Consider the following 20263-nt stretch of genomic DNA (forward strand, 5'->3'; position numbering starts at 1 on the left):
GCGGCATGCCAAGTGCGGATGTTCAGCCCATATAGCAGCCTGCGTACAGGCCCGGTCCGCTGCGCCTGGCGCGACTACCGACGTGGCCAGTCGGCCGAAACCCTGATCCGCCCCTGGCTGGCCGCCGAGCTGGCGACCGACGATGCCCGGATCGACCTGGCCCGCGATGCCCGCGGCCGGCCGCGGCTGCGCCTCGCTGCCGAGGCGCCTGGCGAGGCCCCGACCCGCTTCGACATCAACTGGAGCCACAGCGGCGAGGCACTGGCGGTCGCGCTCGGCGACGGCGTCGATGTCGGCATCGACATCGAATGGCTGCGTCCACGGCCGCAGGCGATGGCGCTGGCGCGGCGGTTCTTCGCCCCCGAGGAGGCCGACGCGCTTGCCCGGCTGCCGGCAGCCGAGGCCGAGACCGCGTTCGTCCAGCTGTGGTGCGCCAAGGAAGCGGTGCTCAAGGCCCACGGCCACGGGCTGTCGTTCGGTCTGGAGCGGCTGACCTTCGCCGCCCGGGACGCGCACTGGTCGCTGGTGGCCTGCGATCCCGCACTCGGCCGCCCCGAGGACTGGCGCATCGAGGCGTTCTCGCCGCTGCCCGGCTACCTAGCGACGCTGGCCTGGCGGCCGCGGCTTCTACAATGCCCGCCATGACCGACCCCCACGACCCCGCGCTGCGCGCCGACCTCGACGCTGGCCTGCGCGCCCTCGCCCTCGACCCGGCCCTGGCCGCGCCGCTGCTCGACTACCTCGCGCTGCTCGCGCGCTGGAACCGCACCTATAACCTCACCGCGATCCGCGAGCCGCGCGAGATGGTCGTGCGCCACCTGCTCGACTCGCTGGCGATGACGCCCCATGCGGCCGGGCTGGCAACGCTCGCCGATCTGGGCACCGGTCCCGGGCTGCCCGGCATTCCGCTGGCGATCGCGCTGCCTGAGCTGCGGGTGACCCTGGTCGAGTCCAACGGCAAGAAGGCACGCTTCCTGCGCGAGGCTGTACGCCAGTTGCGCCTTCGCAACGCCGAAGTGGCCGAGTCCCGGATCGAGGCGGTCGACCGGCCCGGCGCGTTCGCCGCGATCACCGCGCGCGCGCTCGCCACCCTGCCCGACATCCTCGTCGCCGGCGGCCACCTGCTGGCCGATGACGGCCGGCTGCTGGCGATGAAGGGCCAGCGGCCCGACGACGAGATCGCCGCGTTGCCGGACGCCTGGCGGCTGGAGGCGGTGCACCCGCTGCGGGTGCCGGGCCTGGAGGCCGACCGCCATCTGGTCGTCATCGCGCGCGCATCGGACGGCGACGGCGCCTGAACCGCATCGGCGCCGGCCGGTGCGCCCGAACCCCTGCCCGCCTTAGGGCATAATCCCCCTCCGGACGCCGCATGGCGCCCGGCTCCCGTCCTCAACCGCGCCCGGAGCCCATGGCCCGCATCATCGCCATCGCCAACCAGAAAGGCGGCGTCGGAAAGACGACCACAGCGGTCAATCTGGCCGCGGCGCTGGCGCGTACGCCCAAGCGCGTGCTGCTGGTCGACCTCGATTCGCAGGGCAACGCGACGATGGGCTGCGGCATCGACAAGTCGATCGTGCCGGTCTCGACCTGCGACGTGCTGCTGGCCGAGGTCGAGGCGATGGACGCGATCGTGCAGACCGAGGAAGAGGTCGACCTGATTCCCGGCAACACCGACCTGACGGCGGCCGAGGTCGAGCTGATGAACGCCGAGGACCGCGAGCAGCGCCTCAAGCGCGCGCTCGCGCCGCTGCGCGACCGCTACGACTTCATCATCATCGACTGCCCGCCGGCGTTGTCGCTGCTCACGCTCAACGCGCTCACCGCCGCCGACTCGGTGCTGGTGCCGATGCAATGCGAGTACTACGCGCTCGAGGGCCTGTCGGCGCTGCTGCAGACGATCGACGCCCTCAAGCAGAACCTCAACCCCGCGCTCGAGATCGAAGGCGTGCTGCGCACCATGTTCGACGTGCGCAACAACCTGGCCAATGCGGTCTCGGCCGAACTGACCGCCCACTTCGGCGACCAGGTGTTTCGGACCATCGTGCCGCGCAACGTGCGCGTCGCCGAGGCCCCCAGCCACGGCCAGAGCATCGTCGGCTACGACCGCGCCTCGCGCGGCGCCGTCGCCTACCTGGGCCTGGCCAGCGAGATCCTCCGCCGCGAGCGCGCGCGGACACCGCCCCACCAGGACGCCACCGCCACGGAGACCCCGGCATGAGTACGGCCAAGACGCCCGCCAAGAAGCGCGGCCTGGGACGCGGCCTCGAAGCACTGCTCGGCCCCAAGGCCGCCGCCGAGGCGCCGAGCCTGGAGGCCACCGAGGCCGACACCCTGCGCACGCTGCCGATCGATGCGCTGACCGCGGGCCGCTACCAGCCGCGCAAGCATTGGGACCCCGACAAGCTCACCGAGCTGGCCGAGTCGATCCGCGCCCAGGGCGTGATCCAGCCCATCGTCGTGCGCGAGTTGCCCGACCGCACCTACGAGATCATCGCCGGCGAACGCCGCTGGCGCGCCTCCAAGCAGGCTGGCCTGGCCGACGTGCCGGTGGTCGTGCGCAACGTCGAAGACCGCACGGTCGTGGCGATGGCGCTGATCGAGAACATCCAGCGCGAGGACCTCAACCCGCTGGAGGAAGCCCAGGCGCTGCAGCGGCTGATCGACGAGTTCGACCTCACCCACGCCCAGGCCGCCGAGGCCGTGGGCCGCTCGCGTGCGGCAGTGTCCAATCTGCTGCGTCTGCTCGAACTGCCGCCGGCGATCCGCATCCTGGTCGAGTCCAAGCAACTGGAGATGGGGCATGCGCGCGCGCTGCTCACACTCTCGCCCGAGCTGGCCAGCAAGCTCGCCAGCGACGCGGTCGAGCACGGCTGGTCGGTGCGCGAGGTCGAACACCGCGCGCAACAGTTCGCGGCCGGCCGGGTGCCAGGCGGCAACGGCCGCAGCGCCGCGCGCAGCAAGGTCCGCCCGCAGGCCGACATCGTCTCGCTGGAAAACGAACTGTCGGAGACCCTGGGCACGCGGGTCTCGATCGCCAATGGTCGCGGCAACAAGGGCCGGCTGGTGATCCACTACGGTAACCTCGAAGCGCTCGACGGCGTGCTCGAACGGCTGCGCGGGGCGCGCTGAGTCTGGAATTGTGTAACGCCGCGCCTTGCCTCTAGGCTGCGCGGATGCACGTCTCCCCCACCCGCCTGTCCTGGTCGCGCCAGCTGCTGCTGGCGCTGCTGGTACTGGGCCTGGCGATCGCGCCGGTGCTGGTGGCGATGGGCAACACCTACGAACTCGTTCGCGGCGAGACTGCCGCCGAGCACGACGCGACGGCGCATGCGCACGCCGACGATGGCGACCTGCTGCATGCGGTCGCCCACTGCGCCGGCTGCGGCGCGCACACCCCGGCGCTGCCGCCGGTGCTGCCGGCACTGGCGCCACTGGTCCTGGTCCGGCCCGCCTATCCGCACCCCGGCGACGCCCCGACCCGCCGGCACGAACGCCTGCTGCGTCCCCCGATCGCCGCCTGAGCCCGCTGGCGTCCGCGCGCATCGCGTGCCGGGCGGTCGCGGGTGCCCGACGCACGTCGCCGCCCGGCGTCGTGAGGCAGGCCGACAGGCCAAGCCACGACCGACGCCAAGGCGCACCATCGCAGGTCACCGTGCGCATGCACACGGTGCCGACCTGAGCGTCCGTCCGCACCCGTCCCGCTCCCGACACGTCGCCCGACGCGCCCGCCAGCGCTGCTGAGGCCCGGCGCGCGTCCGCGCGGGGCCGATCCTGACCCTCGCACTGCTGCCGGTCGATTGCCGGCGGCGACCACGATCGGAGTGTGTCCCATGCTGTTGCGACTGACGGCCTGCGCCGTCCTCGCCGCCGCGCCGTGCCTCGTGCCGGCGCAGGCGGCGCCCCCTGCTGCGCCCGCTGTATCGATGACGCCCGGCCCCACGACCACACAGATCCTGACCCTGGACGCGGCGTTCGTACGCGTTGCGCAGGCCCACCCCGGCCTGCGCCTGGTCGATGGCCGCGGCGCGGTGCTCACCGCCGAGCGCGACCTCGCCGCGTTGCGCCCGCCGCTGGAAGCAGGCTTCGAGCTCGAGAACCTGGTGCCCGACGCACCCGGGCGCACGCTGGAAGCGACTCTGTCGCTGGCCGGCGTGTTCGAGCGCGGCGGCAAGCCGGACGCGCGTCGCGCGCTGGCGCAGACCCGGATCGATGCGCTCGCACTCGAGCGCGAAGCCGCGCGCGTGGACCTGCTCGCCGAAACCGCACGCCGCTACCTGGACGCCGTGGTCGCTGCACGACAAGAGCGCCTCGCCGACGACGAGATCGCCGAGCAGGCCCGCGTGGTCGCGGCCGCGCGCCGTCGCTTCGAGGCCGGCGCCGCGCCCGAAGCGGTCGCGCTCGCCGCCCAAGCGATGCAGGCCCAGGCCGAACTGCGCCGCGCGCGCGCACAGGCCGAAGGCGAGGCCGCACGACGCAGCCTGGCGATGCTCTGGGGCACGCCCGAAACCGACTTCGCGGTGACCGACGCCGACCCGCTGGCCCTGCCGGAGATCGCCACGTTCGCCGAACTGCGCGCGCTGCTCGAGCGCACCCCCGAACTGCGCCGCTTCGGCGACCAGCGCCGCATCGCCGAGGCCCGTGTGCAGTTGGCACGCAGCGCACGCACCCCCGATATCGGCTGGCGACTGGGCGTTCGCCACGACCAGGACAGCCGCGATGTCTCGCTGCTGGGCGGCATCACCGTGCCGCTGGGCAGCCGGGCGCGCGCGCAGCCCGAGATCCGCGCCGCCGAAGCCGAACTGGCGCTGCTCTCGGTCGAACGCGAGGCCGGTGATCTCGCACTGCAGGCCACACTCGCCGAGGCGCACGGCCGTTATCTGGTCGAGCGCGCGCAGGTGCAGCGCTTGCAGGCCGACGTGCTGCCGCAACTGGCGCGCGCCCTGCGTCAGACCGAGCGCGCCTGGGCCGCCGGCGCCGCGACCTACCTGGAATGGGCGCAACTGCTCGACGCCCGCCGCGACGCACTGCGCCAGCAGCTCGACGCCGCCGAAGCCGCCCAACGCGCGCTGATCGAACTGCAGCGCCTGACCGGCGAGCCGCTCGCGCGGTCCGCCACGACCGGAGACACCCGATGACGATCCAGCTCCCCGCCCGCGCGCTGTCCCTGCTGCTGTTGGCGGCGCTGGCCGCCTGCGGCGCGCCCGAAGGCACGCCCGCCACGGCAGACCAGCGCGATCAACATGCCGACGGCGACGAAGATGCACACGGCCACGACACCGCCGTCGTCGTGCCCGACGCCATCGCGCGCGACATCGGCCTGCGCACTGCGCCCGCCGGGCCGGGCACGATCGCCGACCAGCACGAAGTGCAGGGCCTGCTGACCACGCTCGAGACCGGCAATGCCCGCGTCACCGCACGCTTTCCCGGACCGATCCGTCGCCTGCATGCCGAACTGGGCGATGTCGTGCGTGCCGGCCAGCCGCTGGCGACCATCGACAGCAACCTCAGTCTGTCGTCCTACACCGTGACCGCGCCGATCGGCGGCACCGTGCTCGCGCGCGACGCCGCGGTCGGCCAGATCGCCGGCGAAGGCGCGGTGCTCTACGAGATCGCCGACCTGTCGACGCTGTGGGTGGACCTGCACGTCTACGGCCGCGACGCCGAGCACCTCGCCCCCGGCTCGCCGGTCACGATCACCCGTCTGGGCGACGGCGCCACCGCGCAGACCCGCATCGAGCGCGTGCTGCCCGCGACCGCGACCGCCAGCCAGAGCACGGTGTCGCGCGCGCGCCTGGACAATGCCGATGGCCAGTGGCGCCCCGGCGCCGCGGTCCGCGCGCAGGTCACCGTTTCGCTGCAGCAGGCCGCCCTCGTGGTCCCGCTGAGCGCGCTGCAGCGCATGGACGCGCGCGATGTGGTGTTCGTACGCGAAGGCGAGCGCTACGAAGCGCGGCCGGTGTCGTTGGGCCGCCGCGATGCGCAGCAGGTCGAGATCCTCGATGGAATCGCCGCCGGCGACGACGTGGTGATCGCGCAGAGCTACACGCTCAAGGCCGACCTCGAGAAAGGGGGCGCGACCCATGCGCACTGATATGACCCCTCCCACGCTGTGCCGCGTCCGCGGACATGTCCATCGCGCGACTGCATCCGCCTTGTGCGCATGCGCAGGGCCGCACGCCGCCGCACCCGCCCTGCACGGAGGATGCCCGGATGCTTGAGTCGATGATCCGCTTGGCCATCCGCCATCGCTGGCTGGTCCTGCTGGCCACACTCGCGCTGATCGCCGCCGGCGTCTGGAGTTTTCTGCGATTGCCGATCGACGCCACGCCCGACATCACCAACGTGCAGGTGCAGGTCACCACCGCCGCACCCGGCTACGCGCCGCTGGAGACCGAGCAACGCATCACTTTCCCGATCGAGACCGCACTGGCCGGTCTGCCGCGGCTGGACCACACCCGCTCGCTGTCGGCCTACGGCCTGTCGCAGGTGACCGTTGTGTTCGAGGACGGCACGGACCTGTACTTCGCACGTCAGCAGGTGGCCGAACGGCTGCAACAGGTGCGCGGCCAGGTGCCCGACGGCATCGAGCCCACGCTCGGCCCCGCAGCCACGGGTCTTGGCGAGATCTTCATGTACACCGTCGAGGCCGAGGCCGGCGCGCGCAAGCCGGACGGCAGCGCCTACACCGCGACCGACCTGCGCACGCTGCAGGACTGGGTGATCCGCCCACAGTTGCGCACCGTGCCTGGGATCACCGAGGTCGACACCGTCGGCGGCTTCGAACGCCAGATCCACGTCACACCCGACCCGGCGCGGCTGGTCGCACTCGACGTGCACTTCGAGGACATCGTCGCCGCGATCGAAGCCAACACCCGCAATGTCGGCGCCGGCTACATCGAGCGCAACGGCCAGCAGTTGCTGGTGCGCGTGCCCGGACAGGTCGCCGACATCGAGGCGATCGGCAACATCGTGCTGGTCCGGCGCGACGGCGTGCCGCTGCGCGTGCGCGATGTCGCCGAGGTCGGCGAAGGCCGCGAACTGCGCACGGGCGCTGCGACCAAGGACGGCGGTGAGGTCGTACTGGGCACAGTGTTCATGCTGGTCGGCGAGAACAGCCGCACCGTCGCACGCGCCGCGGCCGCGCGGCTGGAGGCCGCCAACGCCAGCCTGCCGGCCGGCGTGCACGCGACCGCCGTGTACGACCGCACGGCCCTGGTCGACCGCACCGTGCGCACCGTCGCCCGCAACCTGATCGAAGGCGCGCTGCTGGTGATCGTGGTGCTGTTCCTGCTGCTGGGCAACGCACGTGCCGCCCTGCTCACCGCGCTGGTGATTCCGTTGACGATGCTGTTCACCGTCATCGGTATGCGCCAGGGCGGGGTCTCGGGCAACCTGATGAGTCTGGGCGCGCTCGACTTCGGACTGATCGTCGACGGCGCGGTGATCATCGTCGAGAACTGCCTGCGCCGCTTCGGCCAGGCCCAGCAGCGGCTGGGCCGGTTGCTCGACACCGACGAGCGTCATGCGCTCGCGGCCAGCGCCACCGCCGAGGTCATCCGTCCCAGTCTGTTCGGCCTGGGCATCATCGCCGCGGTCTACGTGCCGGTGTTCGCGCTCGACGGCGTCGAAGGCAAGATGTTCCACCCGATGGCGATCACCGTGGTGCTGGCGCTGACCGGCGCGATGCTGTTGTCGCTGACCTTCGTGCCGGCATCGATCGCATTGCTGTTGCGCGGCCGTGTGGCCGAGCACGAGAACCGCGCGATGCGCGCCGCGCGTCGCGGCTACGCGCCGCTGCTCGACGCCGCCCTGCGCCACGGCCGCTGGCTGGTCGCCGGCGCCGCGGTGCTGGTGCTGGGCTGCGGCTGGCTGTCCACCCGCCTGGGCAGCGAGTTCGTGCCGAGCCTGGATGAGGGCGACATCGCGCTGCATGCGATGCGCATCCCCGGCACCGGTATCGAGCAGTCGGTGGCGATGCAGCGCGCGCTCGAACGGCGCCTGCTGCAGGCGCCCGAGGTCGCGCACGTGTTCTCGCGCATCGGCACCGCCGAAGTCGCCAACGACCCGATGCCGCCCTCGGTCGCCGACACCTTCGTCATCCTGCATCCGCGTAGCGACTGGTCACAGCCGCGCAAACCGCGCGCCACGCTGGTGGCCGAGATCGAAGCGCTGGCGCAAGCGATGCCCGGCAGCAACTACGAGTTCACCCAGCCGATCCAGATGCGCTTCAACGAGTTGATCTCCGGCGTGCGCAGCGACGTGGCGGTGCGCATCCAGGGCGACGACCTCGACGTGCTGCAACGCCTGGCCGGTCAGGTCGAGACCGTGCTGCGCAGCATCGACGGCGCCGCCGACGTGCGCACCGAGGCCGTCGACGGCCTGCCGCTGCTGGAGATCGCCCCCGACCCGCGCGCGATGGCCCGCTACGGCCTCAACCCCGGCGACGTGCAACGCGTGGTCGCCGCCGCGATCGGTGGCCAGACCGCCGGGCAGTTGTTCGAAGGCGACCGCCGCTTCGACATCGTCGTGCGTCTGCCCGAGGACCGGCGTACCGACCCGGCTGCGCTCGCCGACCTGCCGATTCCGCTCGGTACGGCGCCCTCGCCAGACGAGGCCGGCCGTGACGAGGCCTGGGCCTCGGGCGCACCCCGCACCGTGCCGCTGCGCGAAGTCGCCGACATCCAGACCCGGCTGGCCCCGAACCAGATCACCCGCGAGAACGGCAAGCGCCGCATCGTGGTCACCGCCAACGTGCGCGGCCGCGACCTCGGCGGCTTCGTCGAAGACCTGCAGGCACAGGTGCGCGCGCGCGTGCCCCTGCCGACCGGCACCTGGATCGACTACGGCGGCACCTTCGAGCAACTGGTCTCGGCCAGCCAGCGCCTGCGCCTGGTGGTGCCGGCGACGCTGGCCGCGATTCTGGTCCTGCTGTTCCTGGCGTTCGGCTCACTGCGCGATGCGCTGGTGGTGTTCAGCGGCGTGCCGCTGGCACTGACCGGCGGCGTGCTCGCGCTGGCGGTGCGCGGCATCCCGCTGTCGATCTCCGCCGGCGTGGGTTTCATCGCGCTGTCGGGCGTGGCGGTCCTCAACGGCCTGGTGCTGGTGGGCTTCATCCGCCGCCTGCGCGCCGACGGCCTGCCGCTCGCGACCGCGATCCGCGACGGCGCCCTGACCCGCCTGCGCCCGGTGCTGATGACCGCCCTCGTCGCCTCGCTCGGCTTCGTGCCGATGGCCTTCAACGTCGGCGCCGGCGCGGAAGTGCAGCGCCCGCTGGCCACCGTCGTCATCGGCGGCATCGTCTCCTCGACCCTGCTGACGCTGCTGGTACTGCCCGTGCTGTACCGCTGGGCGCATCGACGCGAGCACCGAACCGCGGAGACGGGTGTGTGATCGGAACCCGCGCCGATGCAAGGTCGCATCGGCGCGGGTCGGCCACAGCCGGGCAGCACCAGCCCAATCGACAGCATGCTGCCTGGCGTTCGCCGTCGAGGTTGACTAGAGTCTGCAGATCAACCGCGCGTTCCAGCATTCCGACATGGCAGCAGGCCCGTCCACAGATCGCTAAGCCGCAGCGACGTGTTCCACCAGTCGTTGCGGCGGTCTTTCCTCGATCTCGAATCACCGAGCAGGCAGACCGCCGCCAGATTCCACTCTGCGCGGGTGCTTTGCCATGTCCGAAACCAAATCCCCCAACTGGGCCTACTCCCTGCCATCGACATTGCTGTTGATGGTCCCCTTCGATCTGCTCGCCTCGCTGGCGATGGATGTCTATCTGCCGGTGGTGCCGCAGATGCCGGCCGCGCTGGCCACCACGCCGACGATCGTCCAACTCACGCTCAGCGCCTACATGCTGATCCTCGGCCTGGGCCAGCTCATCTTCGGCCCGCTCTCGGACCGGATCGGGCGACGCCCCGTCGTGCTGGGCGGTGCAGGGGTCTTTGCGCTGGCCTCCTTGCTGCTGGCCATCACCAGCAGTGGCGGCCAGTTCCTCGTGCTGCGCGTGATCCAGGCCCTGGGCGCCTCCGCCGCGCTCGTCGGCACGTTCGCCACAGTGCGCGACGTGTATGCCGACAGACCCGAGAGCACGACGATCTACGGGTTGTTCAGCGCGATCCTGGCGTTCGTGCCCGCGTTGGGCCCGATTCTGGGCGCAGTGGTGGCGCTGGCCTTGGGCTGGCGGGCGATCTTCGTCCTGCTCGGCGCGATGGCGGTTCTCGCACTGGTGCGCGCCTGGCCGCGCTGGCATGAAACCCGCCCCAGGGCGGCATCGAAGCAAGGCCCGCGCCTTGCATCCATCCTGCGTAACGGGGCCTTCTGGGTCTATACGATCGGCTTTGGCACCGCGATGGGCAGCTTCTTCGTGTTCTTCTCCATCGCGCCGCGGGTCCTGATCGACGGCGCAGGCTGGGGCCAGATGGCCTTCAGTCTGGCCTTCGCCTCGGCGGCACTGGCGATGATCCTCACCACGCGCGTCATCCCGCACTGCGTCAAGCGATGGGGGATCCAGGGCTGCTTTGTGCGGGGAAGCTGCACCCTGGCCGCGGGCGCGATGGTGCTGGCCGCACTGTCTGCATGCACTGCGCCCAGCTTCGTCACCTTCGTCATGCCGATGTGGTTCATGTGCGTGGGCATCGTGCTGGTCGTGGCCGTCACCGCGAATGGCGCCCTTGGCGACTTCGCGGATGCGGCCGGCACCGCCGTCGCGCTGTACTACGCCATCCAGAGCCTGATCGTCAGCGGCGTGGGGACCCTGTCGGTGCTGATGTTCAATGGCGCGACGCCCTGGCCGCTGGTGGCGTACGGCCTGGTCATGCCCACGGTCAGCCTCGCCGGCTTCGCAGTCCTGCGGCGGACATCGGCCTTGAGACCGCGTCCGAGAGACTGAATGTGACGCGTTTGGCGAACTACGACGTCTGGGTTAGGGGACGCCCCTAGCTCCCGTGCCACGCACGCCTCTGGACAATGGTGCACGCGCCCTGATGGGCGCGTTGCCCATTCCTGCCAGGGAGCGAACCGATGGCGATCGATGGTATCAACGCAGCCCGCGTCTCCGACGCCTCCAGCGTCCCCGCCGACTACACCTCGCCCAGTCGCGCCGAACTCACCGAACTGGCGAAAGCGCTGCACGATGTCGGCGAGCGCAGCGGCAAGAAGGATGATTACGACCGCCGCCTGCAGGCGCTGGCGTCCGAATTCCTGCCCACGCTCAGCCAGGAGGACCGCGGGCGCTTTCTGGGCGCGATCCTGGACCGCGACAAGGGCGCGCTGAAATCCTGGCTGCAGAGCGATCGTCTCGACAAGCTGGTCGACGACGGCCGGCTCAGCGAGAACGACCGGCAGCGGGTGGTCGATGCCGTCGAGCGCGGCTATGCCGACCAGCATGTGGAGCCGGACAAGGCGTCGGAGTTCATCGACACCGCCAAGGTGGACAAGGCGAGCGACCGGCCATCGGACGCACCGAGCAAGGACGACCTCGTCGACCTGCACAAGTCGCTGCACGACGTCGGCGAACGCCGCGCCCGCAAGGACGACTACGACAAGCGCCTCGCCGCGCTGGCCAGCGACGACCGGTTCCTCAGTGGACTGGACGACAACGACCGCGGCCGGTTCATGGGCGTGGTGTTCGAGCGCGACAAGGGCGCGCTCGATTCCTGGCTGCAAAGCGACCGCCTCGACAAGCTGGTCGACCAGGGCCGCATCGACGACAGCGATCGCAAACGCGTCGTCGACAGTGTCGAACGCGGCTATGCCGACGGCCACATCGACGAGAGCCGCGCATCGGAATTCATCGATACCGGCAAGGTCGACGAACGCACACGCACACCGCCAGCCGGCGACGACAAGGACAAAGACAAGGACAAGGCCGCGCCGAAGTCTGTCACCGAGGACGGCTACAAGGTGGCCGGCGCCAAAGAGGACGTGGTCTACGACGACATCAAGCAGGTGTCCTACCCCGGCGAGTTCGACGACGGCTGGCTGCGCGTGGATACCAAGGGTGGCGACAAGCTGGCGGTCGGCCCCTCGGACGCCCCCGACCTGCATGCGCTGGCCGAGCGCAAGTATCTCGACGACGGCCAGGGCACCGTGGACCAGACCCGCGAGAACGCGCGCCTGCCCGCCACCAAGGACACCGACCTGTTCGCCATGAAGACCGACGTCGAGCAGGATGGCGAAAAGCTCAGCGTCGGCGAGGCGGCGATGAAGCTGACGATCGACGAAATCAAGGGACGCAGCGACCTCTACGACGGCAGTGCCCAAGCCCAGTTCCTGCGCCTGGTCGAGGCCCGCAGCGCGGTCACCAACGGACGCCCAATCCATCCGGTCTACGAGGACCGCATTAGCGGTGCGTTCAAGAGCACCCGGACCCGCACCGAAAACCTCGTCCGGCTCGAGCAGGCGGACATGCAGGAAATCTTCGACGAGCGCGCCGTCAACCGCGAACTCGATTCGGCGATGCGCAACGAACAGGTCGCCGAGCTCTACCAATCCAAGCTCTCCGAGGCGGTCGGCAAGGTGCCCGAAGGCGAGCGCAACAAGCTGGCCGACCGCCTGGAGAAAGTGGTCGGCAGCGCCGATTACGTAAAGGAAGCCAACCAGCTCGACGCGAGCGAACGCCCGCTGGCCAAAGCCGACGTCGAGGACGCGCTCTCGCAACTGGCACTGATCGACCCCGAACGCGCCGGCGAAGCCGGCCAGACCTTCGCGCTCAACGCGCTGGCGGGCGAAATCGACACCGTCTTCGCCGATCCCGAGCTCGTGACGTCGGAGGCACGCGTCGACGCCGTGGATGCGGGCCTGGGCGCGATCAAGAACGGCATCGACAAGGCCAAATTGCCCTTCGACATGGCCGACAAGCTCGACAGCGTGCTGAAGGCCGACGACACCGTCAAACAGGACTTCTCCAAGCTGCTCGACGGCATGCGCAACGGCGGGCACGACGACATCGACCAGGTCTTCTCCGACACCATGTTCGCCAGCGACAAGCGCGCCCAGGCCGATATGCGCAGCCTGGTCGGCGAGCTGTCCTCGAACGGCCTGCTGCCCGCGATCACCGGCGCCATCGGCATGACCCAGACGATCCGCTCACTGGTGAGCGACGGCCTGGGCGAAACGCCCGAGGAGATCCTCGGCACCGTCGGCGGCGTGCTGGGCATGGCCGCATCGCTCGAAAGCGGGCCCACCCTGCTCAAGAATGTGGCGTCGACCCTCGACGGCTCGGCGACCGATCTGCTCGGCATGCGCAGCGAAGACACCAAGCGCCTGGGCCTGGACAGCGTCCACACCAACCAGGCCACCCGCGCCTACCGCGATGCGGTCGCCGACGCACCGCACGGCCCAGGCAAACTCGCCGTCCCCGACCAGGACAAGATCGCCGACGGCCTCAAGGACCGACTGGGCGATGCCAGCGACAGCAAGTTCGACCGGCGCGTGGACGCGACGATGAAGGTCGCCTCCAAGCTCAACGGCCACGCCACCGGTATGCTCGGTGTCGTCACCGGCGGCATGGGCCTTGGCGACGCCGACTCCGATGCCGACCGCGCCGCCGGCGTGCTCGGCGTCATCTCCGGCTCGGCCGATGCGCTCACCGGCATCGTCGGCGAACTGACCAAGGACGGCCAGCTACGCCCCGGCGTGAACCGGTTCCTGGCCGCCGCCGGTGGCGAAGGCGCCGCCGTGGCCGGCCAGCGCATCGCCGGCGCGATCGCGCGCGGCGCAGGCCCGGTGGGCTTCGTGCTCACCGCCGTCTCCGAGCTGGTCTCGGTATTCACCGGCAACGCCAAGGCCAAGAAGACCGCCAACGAACAGCACGACTGGTTCAACGCACTGGCCGACGACGGCGTCATGCAGTCGGACTGGAACGTCAAGTACGACTACGCACGCACCACGCTGGGCGAGTTCGACAACCTGCACAACGACCACGTCAAGAACGCCCGGGCACTCAAGAGCGCCGATTGGGGCGGCCGTCAGGCACCGGAAGACCGCAGCATCTTCGACTTCCACCGCGACGAGTTCGCGCACTTCAAGCAGGAGTGGGAGAAGAACCGTGGCGCCCCGACCTACGTCACCTTCCTCGACCCCGACAAGCGCAAGGCGGACTTCAAGCGCGAAGCCGACGCCATGGACGAGGTGAAGGCCTACATGAAGGAGCACCCGACCTATCATCCAGGGCATAACGATTGGGTGCTGGAGCCGTAGGATTACGTGTTGACAAGGAGTACACGGCCAGCTTAAAGCAATAATTTGCTCAGATTCCAGGGCGCTCGAATTAGCACCAAATTTAATAATTAAATTAAACCATGTTAATTTATCAAAATCCACCACCCCAATGCTTAATTCATCTATTTTAAAAGGAAGTGTTTTATAATAAAAAACATTAATGAGTATAATAAGCCATTCAAGGCCACAGAAATTACCGGGACAAGGAATCCCCCGCCCTGAGACCCAAGCAAAAGCAAAGAACTTGGCCAAGCTACAACTACGAACTCCTCAACGAACCCAATACGCATCAAACGTGAAAGGCTCTGGGGCGATAAATATTGCGCTGAAATAATGGTGCACGGCATCAGCATTCCAAATAACAATCCGACCACCGCAGCTTTGAGATCAGAAGTCAATTCCCGCCTCCCTCAATCCCATCCAGAAATGCACGCGGACGAATTGAGCTTGGCGTCTCTATCTCCACGCTACCAAGAACGCTTCGAACAAAACTGACGCAATTATTACCTGTGAAAGTGTAGCTCCCAGGATTTGCCGCCACTCCATCAATCACGGATTGCATGGTTTTGTCCTGCTCTGGCGACGTTTTAATAGTTTTACATTCCTCCGCGCTACCTGAGTCCGGCTTTACCACACCGGGCGTCCCAGTAATAGCCCGCCCACTAGCCGCCTTCGGATAGTAGCCCACAGTTGAAGTTGGGTTACTCCCTACACCAATTCCAATATGGCCCCAGATGTTGGGGCCACTTCCAGAATAAGTACAAACTAGTGCGTCAAGTCCGAGAGGATCCACTAGACGGACGGGGTTGTTACGAACATAGGAGTAGGTATTCAAGCCGCCCGCCAGACCAATCGGGTCACTCTGCAAGTACGTCCCAGTACGGCCGTCATAGTCGCGGAAGCCGTTGTACCAGAAGCCGGTCTCAGCATCGTAGTACTGCCCGGGGAATCCCAGGTTGTAGTCGCCCAACGAGTTGCCCAGTACAGCACGATCATAGGCGTGATTGGCGGCAATCCAGCGCGCTGTCTGGTTGCCATCGCTCACGACTTCTGGCCGCCCCAACCGGTCAGCGTGGGTGAAATAGAGCCGCCCGCCTCGCACCAAACCGATCGGTTCGCTTCCCATCCAGATGTAGTCAGTCCATTGCCCGTTGGTCAGCTCCGACATCAGGGTGTTCTGGCCGCCATGAACGAAACGACTGCTACCCAAGGGGCCGCTTTTGCTGGTCCGCTGTCCTAGTGCGTTCACCGTGTACGTGGTGGTGCCCGCAGGGAATGTTGTGGTGACATAATTTGGATTGGCGTAGGTGCTCGGGGTACTTCGCGTCACCGCTGACAATCGGTTGAAGCTGTCATAACGGTATGTCGCGGCCGCCCCGCCTAGGGACTGAGACGTGCGGTTTCCTCGGCCGTCATACGTGAACTGCAGATCCGACGACAGCAGGCGATTGCTACCTGCGTCGACCAGGTAGGTCTCATTCGACATCGGCCACTGATGGCGAGTCCGGTTGCCGTTGGCATCGAACGCGAAGCTCTGATTGCCCACCGGGGCACTGATGCTGGTCAACCGCGACAGTGCGTCATAGCCAAATTCCTGGTTGAACTGGGGGCGCGACCAATTACCCACAGTCACGAGCTCATCAATGGCGTTGTAGCCGTAGTCGTGACCCAGCATGGCATGATCATGCGTCTGAACAAGCCGCCCATCCAGATCGTAGACACGCTCCTTGGGCAAACCATTACCGTAGACCAGCCGTGTCATTGCCCCTGTCGGCGAGTACTTGAACTGATCGGCCACAGTGCGGGTGACGCCATTGATCGTGGCTTGGATCACTGCCAGCTTGCCGAGGTGATAGCCGTAACCGATCGATGTACCGCCTGGGTAGCTGACGCCGCCAAGGCGACCGAACGCATCGTAGGCGTAGTGTGTCCAATCATCCGAATTGGGCGTCACATCTCGTGTAACGGTGATCGCGCCCTCGGCCGTGTAACCGAAGTGACGGGTGCTCGTCGGGGAGTCGGCATTGCACAGACGACCTTTTCCGTTGTCGCACCAGTCGTATCCGTACGCGAGGCTCGCAGTACCGCTGCTCGTTCCGATCAACCGGCCCAGCCCGTCGTAGGTGTAGGCCAGCCAGCTGCCGTCATTACGTGTCATCCGGGTGTTCAGCCCCGCCGCGTTGTATTGGAATGACGTGACGCCAGTGTCGGGACTGGTTTGCTTCAGCACTTGGCCAAAGCCGTCGACCACATAGACGGTGGCGTTTCCCCGCGGGTCTGTGACCTTGGTTGGCAGATCGAGAGCGTTGTATTGGTAGTCGGTCGAATTCCCCAGCGCATCGTCTGTCCGAATCCGACGGTTCAGCGCGTCATAGTGATGCGTGGTGACATGGTTGTAGGCGTTCTTCTCGATCAGTACGTTGCCGTTGAGATCGTAGGTGTAGGTCGTCAGCTGACCGTTGTTGCCTCGGACCCCGCGCACGCGGCCGAGTTCGTCGTAGTCGACGATTCGACGGTAGGCGATACCGTCATTGGACGACAGCGCGTCTACCGATGTCCGAGGGCCGGACACGATATCGATCTCGATGCCCATGGGGTCGTAACAGATGCCTGTACGGGGATCGCACCATCCCCTCTCCGGCGGGTCCGGCCGTGTCGGTGGCGGATTCGTACTCGGCATCGCCGGGATCCGGAAGCTACCAGAAGCCGCGATTTGCAGGTTTGTACCGCCTGACGGCGAAATGCCATGGATGTGGATCGTCTTGCCGCCGTGCTGCTGGCGCATGGCGGTGGTGATGGAGATGGTGAACCGATGCGCGCTTCCTTGCGATTCACAGGATGCCGCGACGGCTGACTCGCTCGGCAGGTTGGCGTTATAGCCGCTGAACCCAGTGCCCGATCCCGCCGGACCGCCCAGGTACATGTGCACCGGGATCGGCGCGTCATAGTAGGAAGCACACGCCCATCCCGAAACCGAGTAGCCGGCCCCTTCGTTGCCGAACACGCCATCGATGACGCCACGGATGGTGCTGTCCGGCGGTGCCGGTCGCGCACCGCTACGCACGACGGTCTGCGTCACCAACGACATGGGATCCAGGGTGTACTCGATCACGGCATGGCTGCCACCATCCTCCGGCTCGGACTCGGCCACCAGGCGTCTCGCGGCGTCGTAGGCGTAGGTCCGCACCTGACCATCGGGTTGAGTGACTGCGCCCAGCAGCCCACTGGAGAGGTACCGATACGTGGTATCAGCCGGGGTGCCGGTCGGGAAACGGCGGGCACGGACCAGCCGGCCGCGCGGGTCGTAGGCGAACTCCGCCACGTCACCATTCAAGCCGGTGACCTTGCCCGGCTGCCCAAGCGCGTTGTGATCCGAGAACGTCACGGCGCCAATGCTGCTTTCCTCAGCAATCTGTGCACCCGTCGCATCGTAGCGGCTGATGACCTGGTCACCGGTGCCTGCAATGGGACCATCGACGGTGGTCGAGGCGAGCATGCCATTGCCATGCACGGTGTAGGCGAACGTTGTCTTGCGCACCTGCCCGGCAACACCATTCGCGCTGAGGTTCTTCATCGCAATCGATGTCGGCCGGTCCTTGCTGTCGTAGGTCCATGTGGTTTCGACCTGGCCGACCAGGGTCTGACGGGTCATCCGGTTGGTTACGCTCCAGGCGTAAGTCGTCGTGCGCTCCACGGGCGATCCGACCGCCTCGCGCAGCTCCAGCAGTTGCCCCCTCGCGTTGTAAGTGGTGTACGTCTTGTTGCCGTTGAAATCCTCGGCAATCGACGGATAGCCATTTGCGTCATAGATGATGGCCTTGCTGGCCGCCGCGCAGTGCGCTGAGGCGAGCCCGATGGTCGCGATCAGCTTGCCGTTCTCGAACTCATAGCTGGTCTGCTTGCCCAGCGGATTGGTGACGATCGCACGCCGGATCGTTCCTGCTGCTGCATTCGCGGCCGTCGCCGTCGGCACGCTGGCGGTGGTCCGCAGCCGGTCGCCGACAGACATCGGGACGCTGCAGACACGCGTTCTCGTGTCGCAAACGCCGCCAGACGGCGGCGGCGGCGGTGGACGCGGCGCAGGCGGCGCCGACGCGTTGAGCTCATAGGCGAATGTGTAGCGCTCGACACCGCCGGCATGCTCGCTCAACGTGGCGCGTCCATTCGCGTCGTAGGCGAAGTTGGAGTAGCGCAAGCCATTGAACGACTTGCCGGTCAGACCGCCCGGGAAGCGCGCGTCCTCGTAGTGATACTGCACTGTCGTGCCAGGCGCACCGGGCGGGGTCGCCGTCGCCAGCCGGTGACGGCCACTGCCAAGCGCATTGGCGGTATAGGTGAAGGTGTAAGCGTTGCCAGCCGGGTCCGTCACCTTCGTCAATTGGCCGTTGCTCCAGGTGAACTGGACGTAGCGGCCAGAGGTGTGGGTCACCCGCTGCAGATAGTTGTTGGTATAGCTGAAAGTCCACGCCACACCCTGGCGGCTGGCCAGCCGGGTGATATAGCCGTTGATGTTGTACTGCTCGACCAGCCCTTCTTCGGTGTTGTGCGTATAGACGTTGCCCGACAAGGTGACATAGGCAATGGCCTGGGCCTTGTCTTCTTCCCAGCGGCCCGACGCGGTGCGGTTGAACTTGATCCGCCGCCCATCGGGGCGCTGCAGCCATAGGTTGGCCGCATCCGCACCGGTCTGGGACGCCGTCAGCGAGTAGTCGAAATTGCTCAGCCAGTGCTGGCCAAACAGTCCCACGCCGCTCCAGTAGTGGTTATAGGTACGGGCGAGGAACAGGCCCATCTCGCCTTCGGCCTCGAAATCCGACTCGAATTCCACCTTGTTGCCGGTGGAAAAAACGACCGGATTGCCTGCGGTCTCACTACACGGAGCATCAGGATTCTTGCTTTGGCTTGGTTCACCCGGATCGCCAAGATTGGGCCTGACCGCCTTGACTGTTGCCAGTGTCGGAATACCGCCACCACCACCGCCCCTCGGCGCAGTCACGGTCATTGTGCTGAAGTTGACAATCCCTCCACTACTGCCGACCACACGGGGCGCAGTGACACGCACTGCAGCCATGTTGGTGGCGCCGCCAGTAGTTTCGGCGACATAGGCGACCGCACGAACGGTCTGCAACGTCTTGGTTGCCAACGCCCCCCCGGGGGCCAACACAAGGCCTGCTACTGCTGCGAGAGCGAAACCTTGAAACGCCTTGCTGGAACCAATTTCCGCCGGCACGCCCATCCTGCGCATACACCACTCCCTGGCACAGCCGACTGATGCCCCCTGCATCGCGCCGCGTGCAAGCAAGAAGCTGCACCTCCCAGTCATCAATGTCAATAGGGCGTCAAAGCCCACGAGCGGACATATGGCGCGCCATCTTCACCACGAGAAGCGGCCAACAAACCAGATGCTCGAGCTTGGGAGACAAATCATTTCTACGCGTCACTGTGGTGCGCGCTCATACACTGCGACAAACAGTCGCACCCAGTGTCTACTCATGTGCGCTTCCACCTCCGACACCCGCGGCTAGACTTCCGTCATGTCCGGGAGCCGCCGTTTCAGACGCGCATTCGCATGGCTGTCGCTGACGGCCATGCTGCTGCTCGCGTTGCTGCCCTCGGTCGGCCGCCTCGCCACCGCGCACCATGACGCCCCACGCACGATCCTGATGGAGCTGTGCACCACGGGCAGCGACAAGCTGGTCAGCATGGTCGACCCGTTCGCGCTGCTGGAGACGCCACCGCCCGCGCCGATGGACCACGGCGACATGCCGGATTGCGCTTACTGCCCGCTGCTTGCGACCACGCTGATCGCGGTGCTGTGGCTGGTGTGGTCGCTGGCGCCGCGTATCGCCTCACCACTCCCCGTGCTGCGCACGCCTCGCGTGCATACGCGGCACCCCTGCGGCCTGGGCTCACGCGGACCACCGTTGGCGGCCTGATCCAAGCCGCCGCGACCTGACGGGTCGCCTTTTTCGTTTGCGATGGCCGCGCGGTGCGCGGCGTCGTGCGTGCGCGCGTGACCAATGCCGCGCCGCACGCATCACCGGAT

12 protein-coding genes are annotated in these 20263 nt (G+C 67.5%); 11 read left to right on the forward strand and 1 reads right to left on the reverse strand.

The window, feature by feature from the left end; genetic code table 11:
* Positions 1-18 precede the first annotated feature (18 nt).
* The 10 genes from BEN78_04385 to BEN78_04430 all read left to right on the forward strand — a co-directional run bounded on the left by BEN78_04385 (position 19) and on the right by BEN78_04430 (position 14196).
* Positions 19-645, forward strand: coding sequence for a hypothetical protein (locus BEN78_04385; protein ID ASR42737.1), 627 nt, complete (start codon positions 19-21; stop codon positions 643-645).
* Positions 642-1298 carry a 16S rRNA (guanine(527)-N(7))-methyltransferase gene (locus tag BEN78_04390; protein ID ASR44903.1) on the forward strand — a complete coding sequence of 219 codons (657 nt, stop codon included), beginning with the start codon at positions 642-644 and terminating at the stop codon, positions 1296-1298. The genes BEN78_04385 and BEN78_04390 overlap by 4 nt, the downstream gene beginning before the upstream one ends.
* A gap of 110 nt (positions 1299-1408) precedes the next feature.
* The gene (locus BEN78_04395; protein ID ASR42738.1) at positions 1409-2218 is read left to right on the forward strand and encodes a chromosome partitioning protein; all 810 of its coding nucleotides are present in this window, start codon (positions 1409-1411) and stop codon (positions 2216-2218) included.
* Positions 2215-3129 (forward strand): chromosome partitioning protein ParB, encoded by a 915-nt coding sequence (locus tag BEN78_04400; protein ASR42739.1) that lies wholly within the window; start codon positions 2215-2217, stop codon positions 3127-3129. Before BEN78_04395 ends, BEN78_04400 begins: the two co-directional genes overlap by 4 nt.
* 44 nt (positions 3130-3173) lie before the next feature.
* Positions 3174-3521, forward strand: a complete 348-nt coding sequence (locus BEN78_04405) for a hypothetical protein (GenBank protein ID ASR42740.1) — start codon at positions 3174-3176, stop codon at positions 3519-3521.
* A 309-nt stretch (positions 3522-3830) separates the two neighbouring features.
* Positions 3831-5135 (forward strand): cation transporter, encoded by a 1305-nt coding sequence (locus BEN78_04410; protein ASR42741.1) that lies wholly within the window; start codon positions 3831-3833, stop codon positions 5133-5135.
* Positions 5132-6091: a hypothetical protein gene (locus BEN78_04415; protein ASR42742.1), complete on the forward strand. Its 960-nt coding sequence runs from the start codon at positions 5132-5134 to the stop codon at positions 6089-6091. Before BEN78_04410 ends, BEN78_04415 begins: the two co-directional genes overlap by 4 nt.
* A gap of 119 nt (positions 6092-6210) precedes the next feature.
* Complete coding sequence (locus tag BEN78_04420; GenBank protein ID ASR44904.1) at positions 6211-9390, forward strand: cation transporter; 3180 nt, start codon at positions 6211-6213, stop codon at positions 9388-9390.
* 280 nt (positions 9391-9670) lie between these two features.
* A complete protein-coding gene (locus tag BEN78_04425) occupies positions 9671-10885 on the forward strand; it encodes a chloramphenicol efflux MFS transporter (protein ASR42743.1) in 1215 nt (404 codons plus the stop codon).
* A gap of 131 nt (positions 10886-11016) precedes the next feature.
* On the forward strand, positions 11017-14196 hold the full coding sequence (locus BEN78_04430; protein ASR42744.1) for a hypothetical protein: 3180 nt from the start codon (positions 11017-11019) through the stop codon (positions 14194-14196).
* 415 nt (positions 14197-14611) lie between these two features.
* Here the strand turns inward: BEN78_04430 and BEN78_04435 are convergent, their stop codons facing one another.
* Positions 14612-19045 (reverse strand): hypothetical protein, encoded by a 4434-nt coding sequence (locus tag BEN78_04435; GenBank protein ID ASR42745.1) that lies wholly within the window; start codon positions 19043-19045, stop codon positions 14612-14614.
* A 706-nt stretch (positions 19046-19751) separates the two neighbouring features.
* Between BEN78_04435 and BEN78_04440 the strand changes: the two genes are divergently transcribed.
* Positions 19752-20153, forward strand: a complete 402-nt coding sequence (locus tag BEN78_04440; protein ID ASR42746.1) for a hypothetical protein — start codon at positions 19752-19754, stop codon at positions 20151-20153.
* Positions 20154-20263 lie beyond the last annotated feature (110 nt).

The organism is Xanthomonas citri pv. mangiferaeindicae (assembly GCA_002240395.1).
GTDB classification, from domain to species: domain Bacteria; phylum Pseudomonadota; class Gammaproteobacteria; order Xanthomonadales; family Xanthomonadaceae; genus Luteimonas; species Luteimonas citri_A.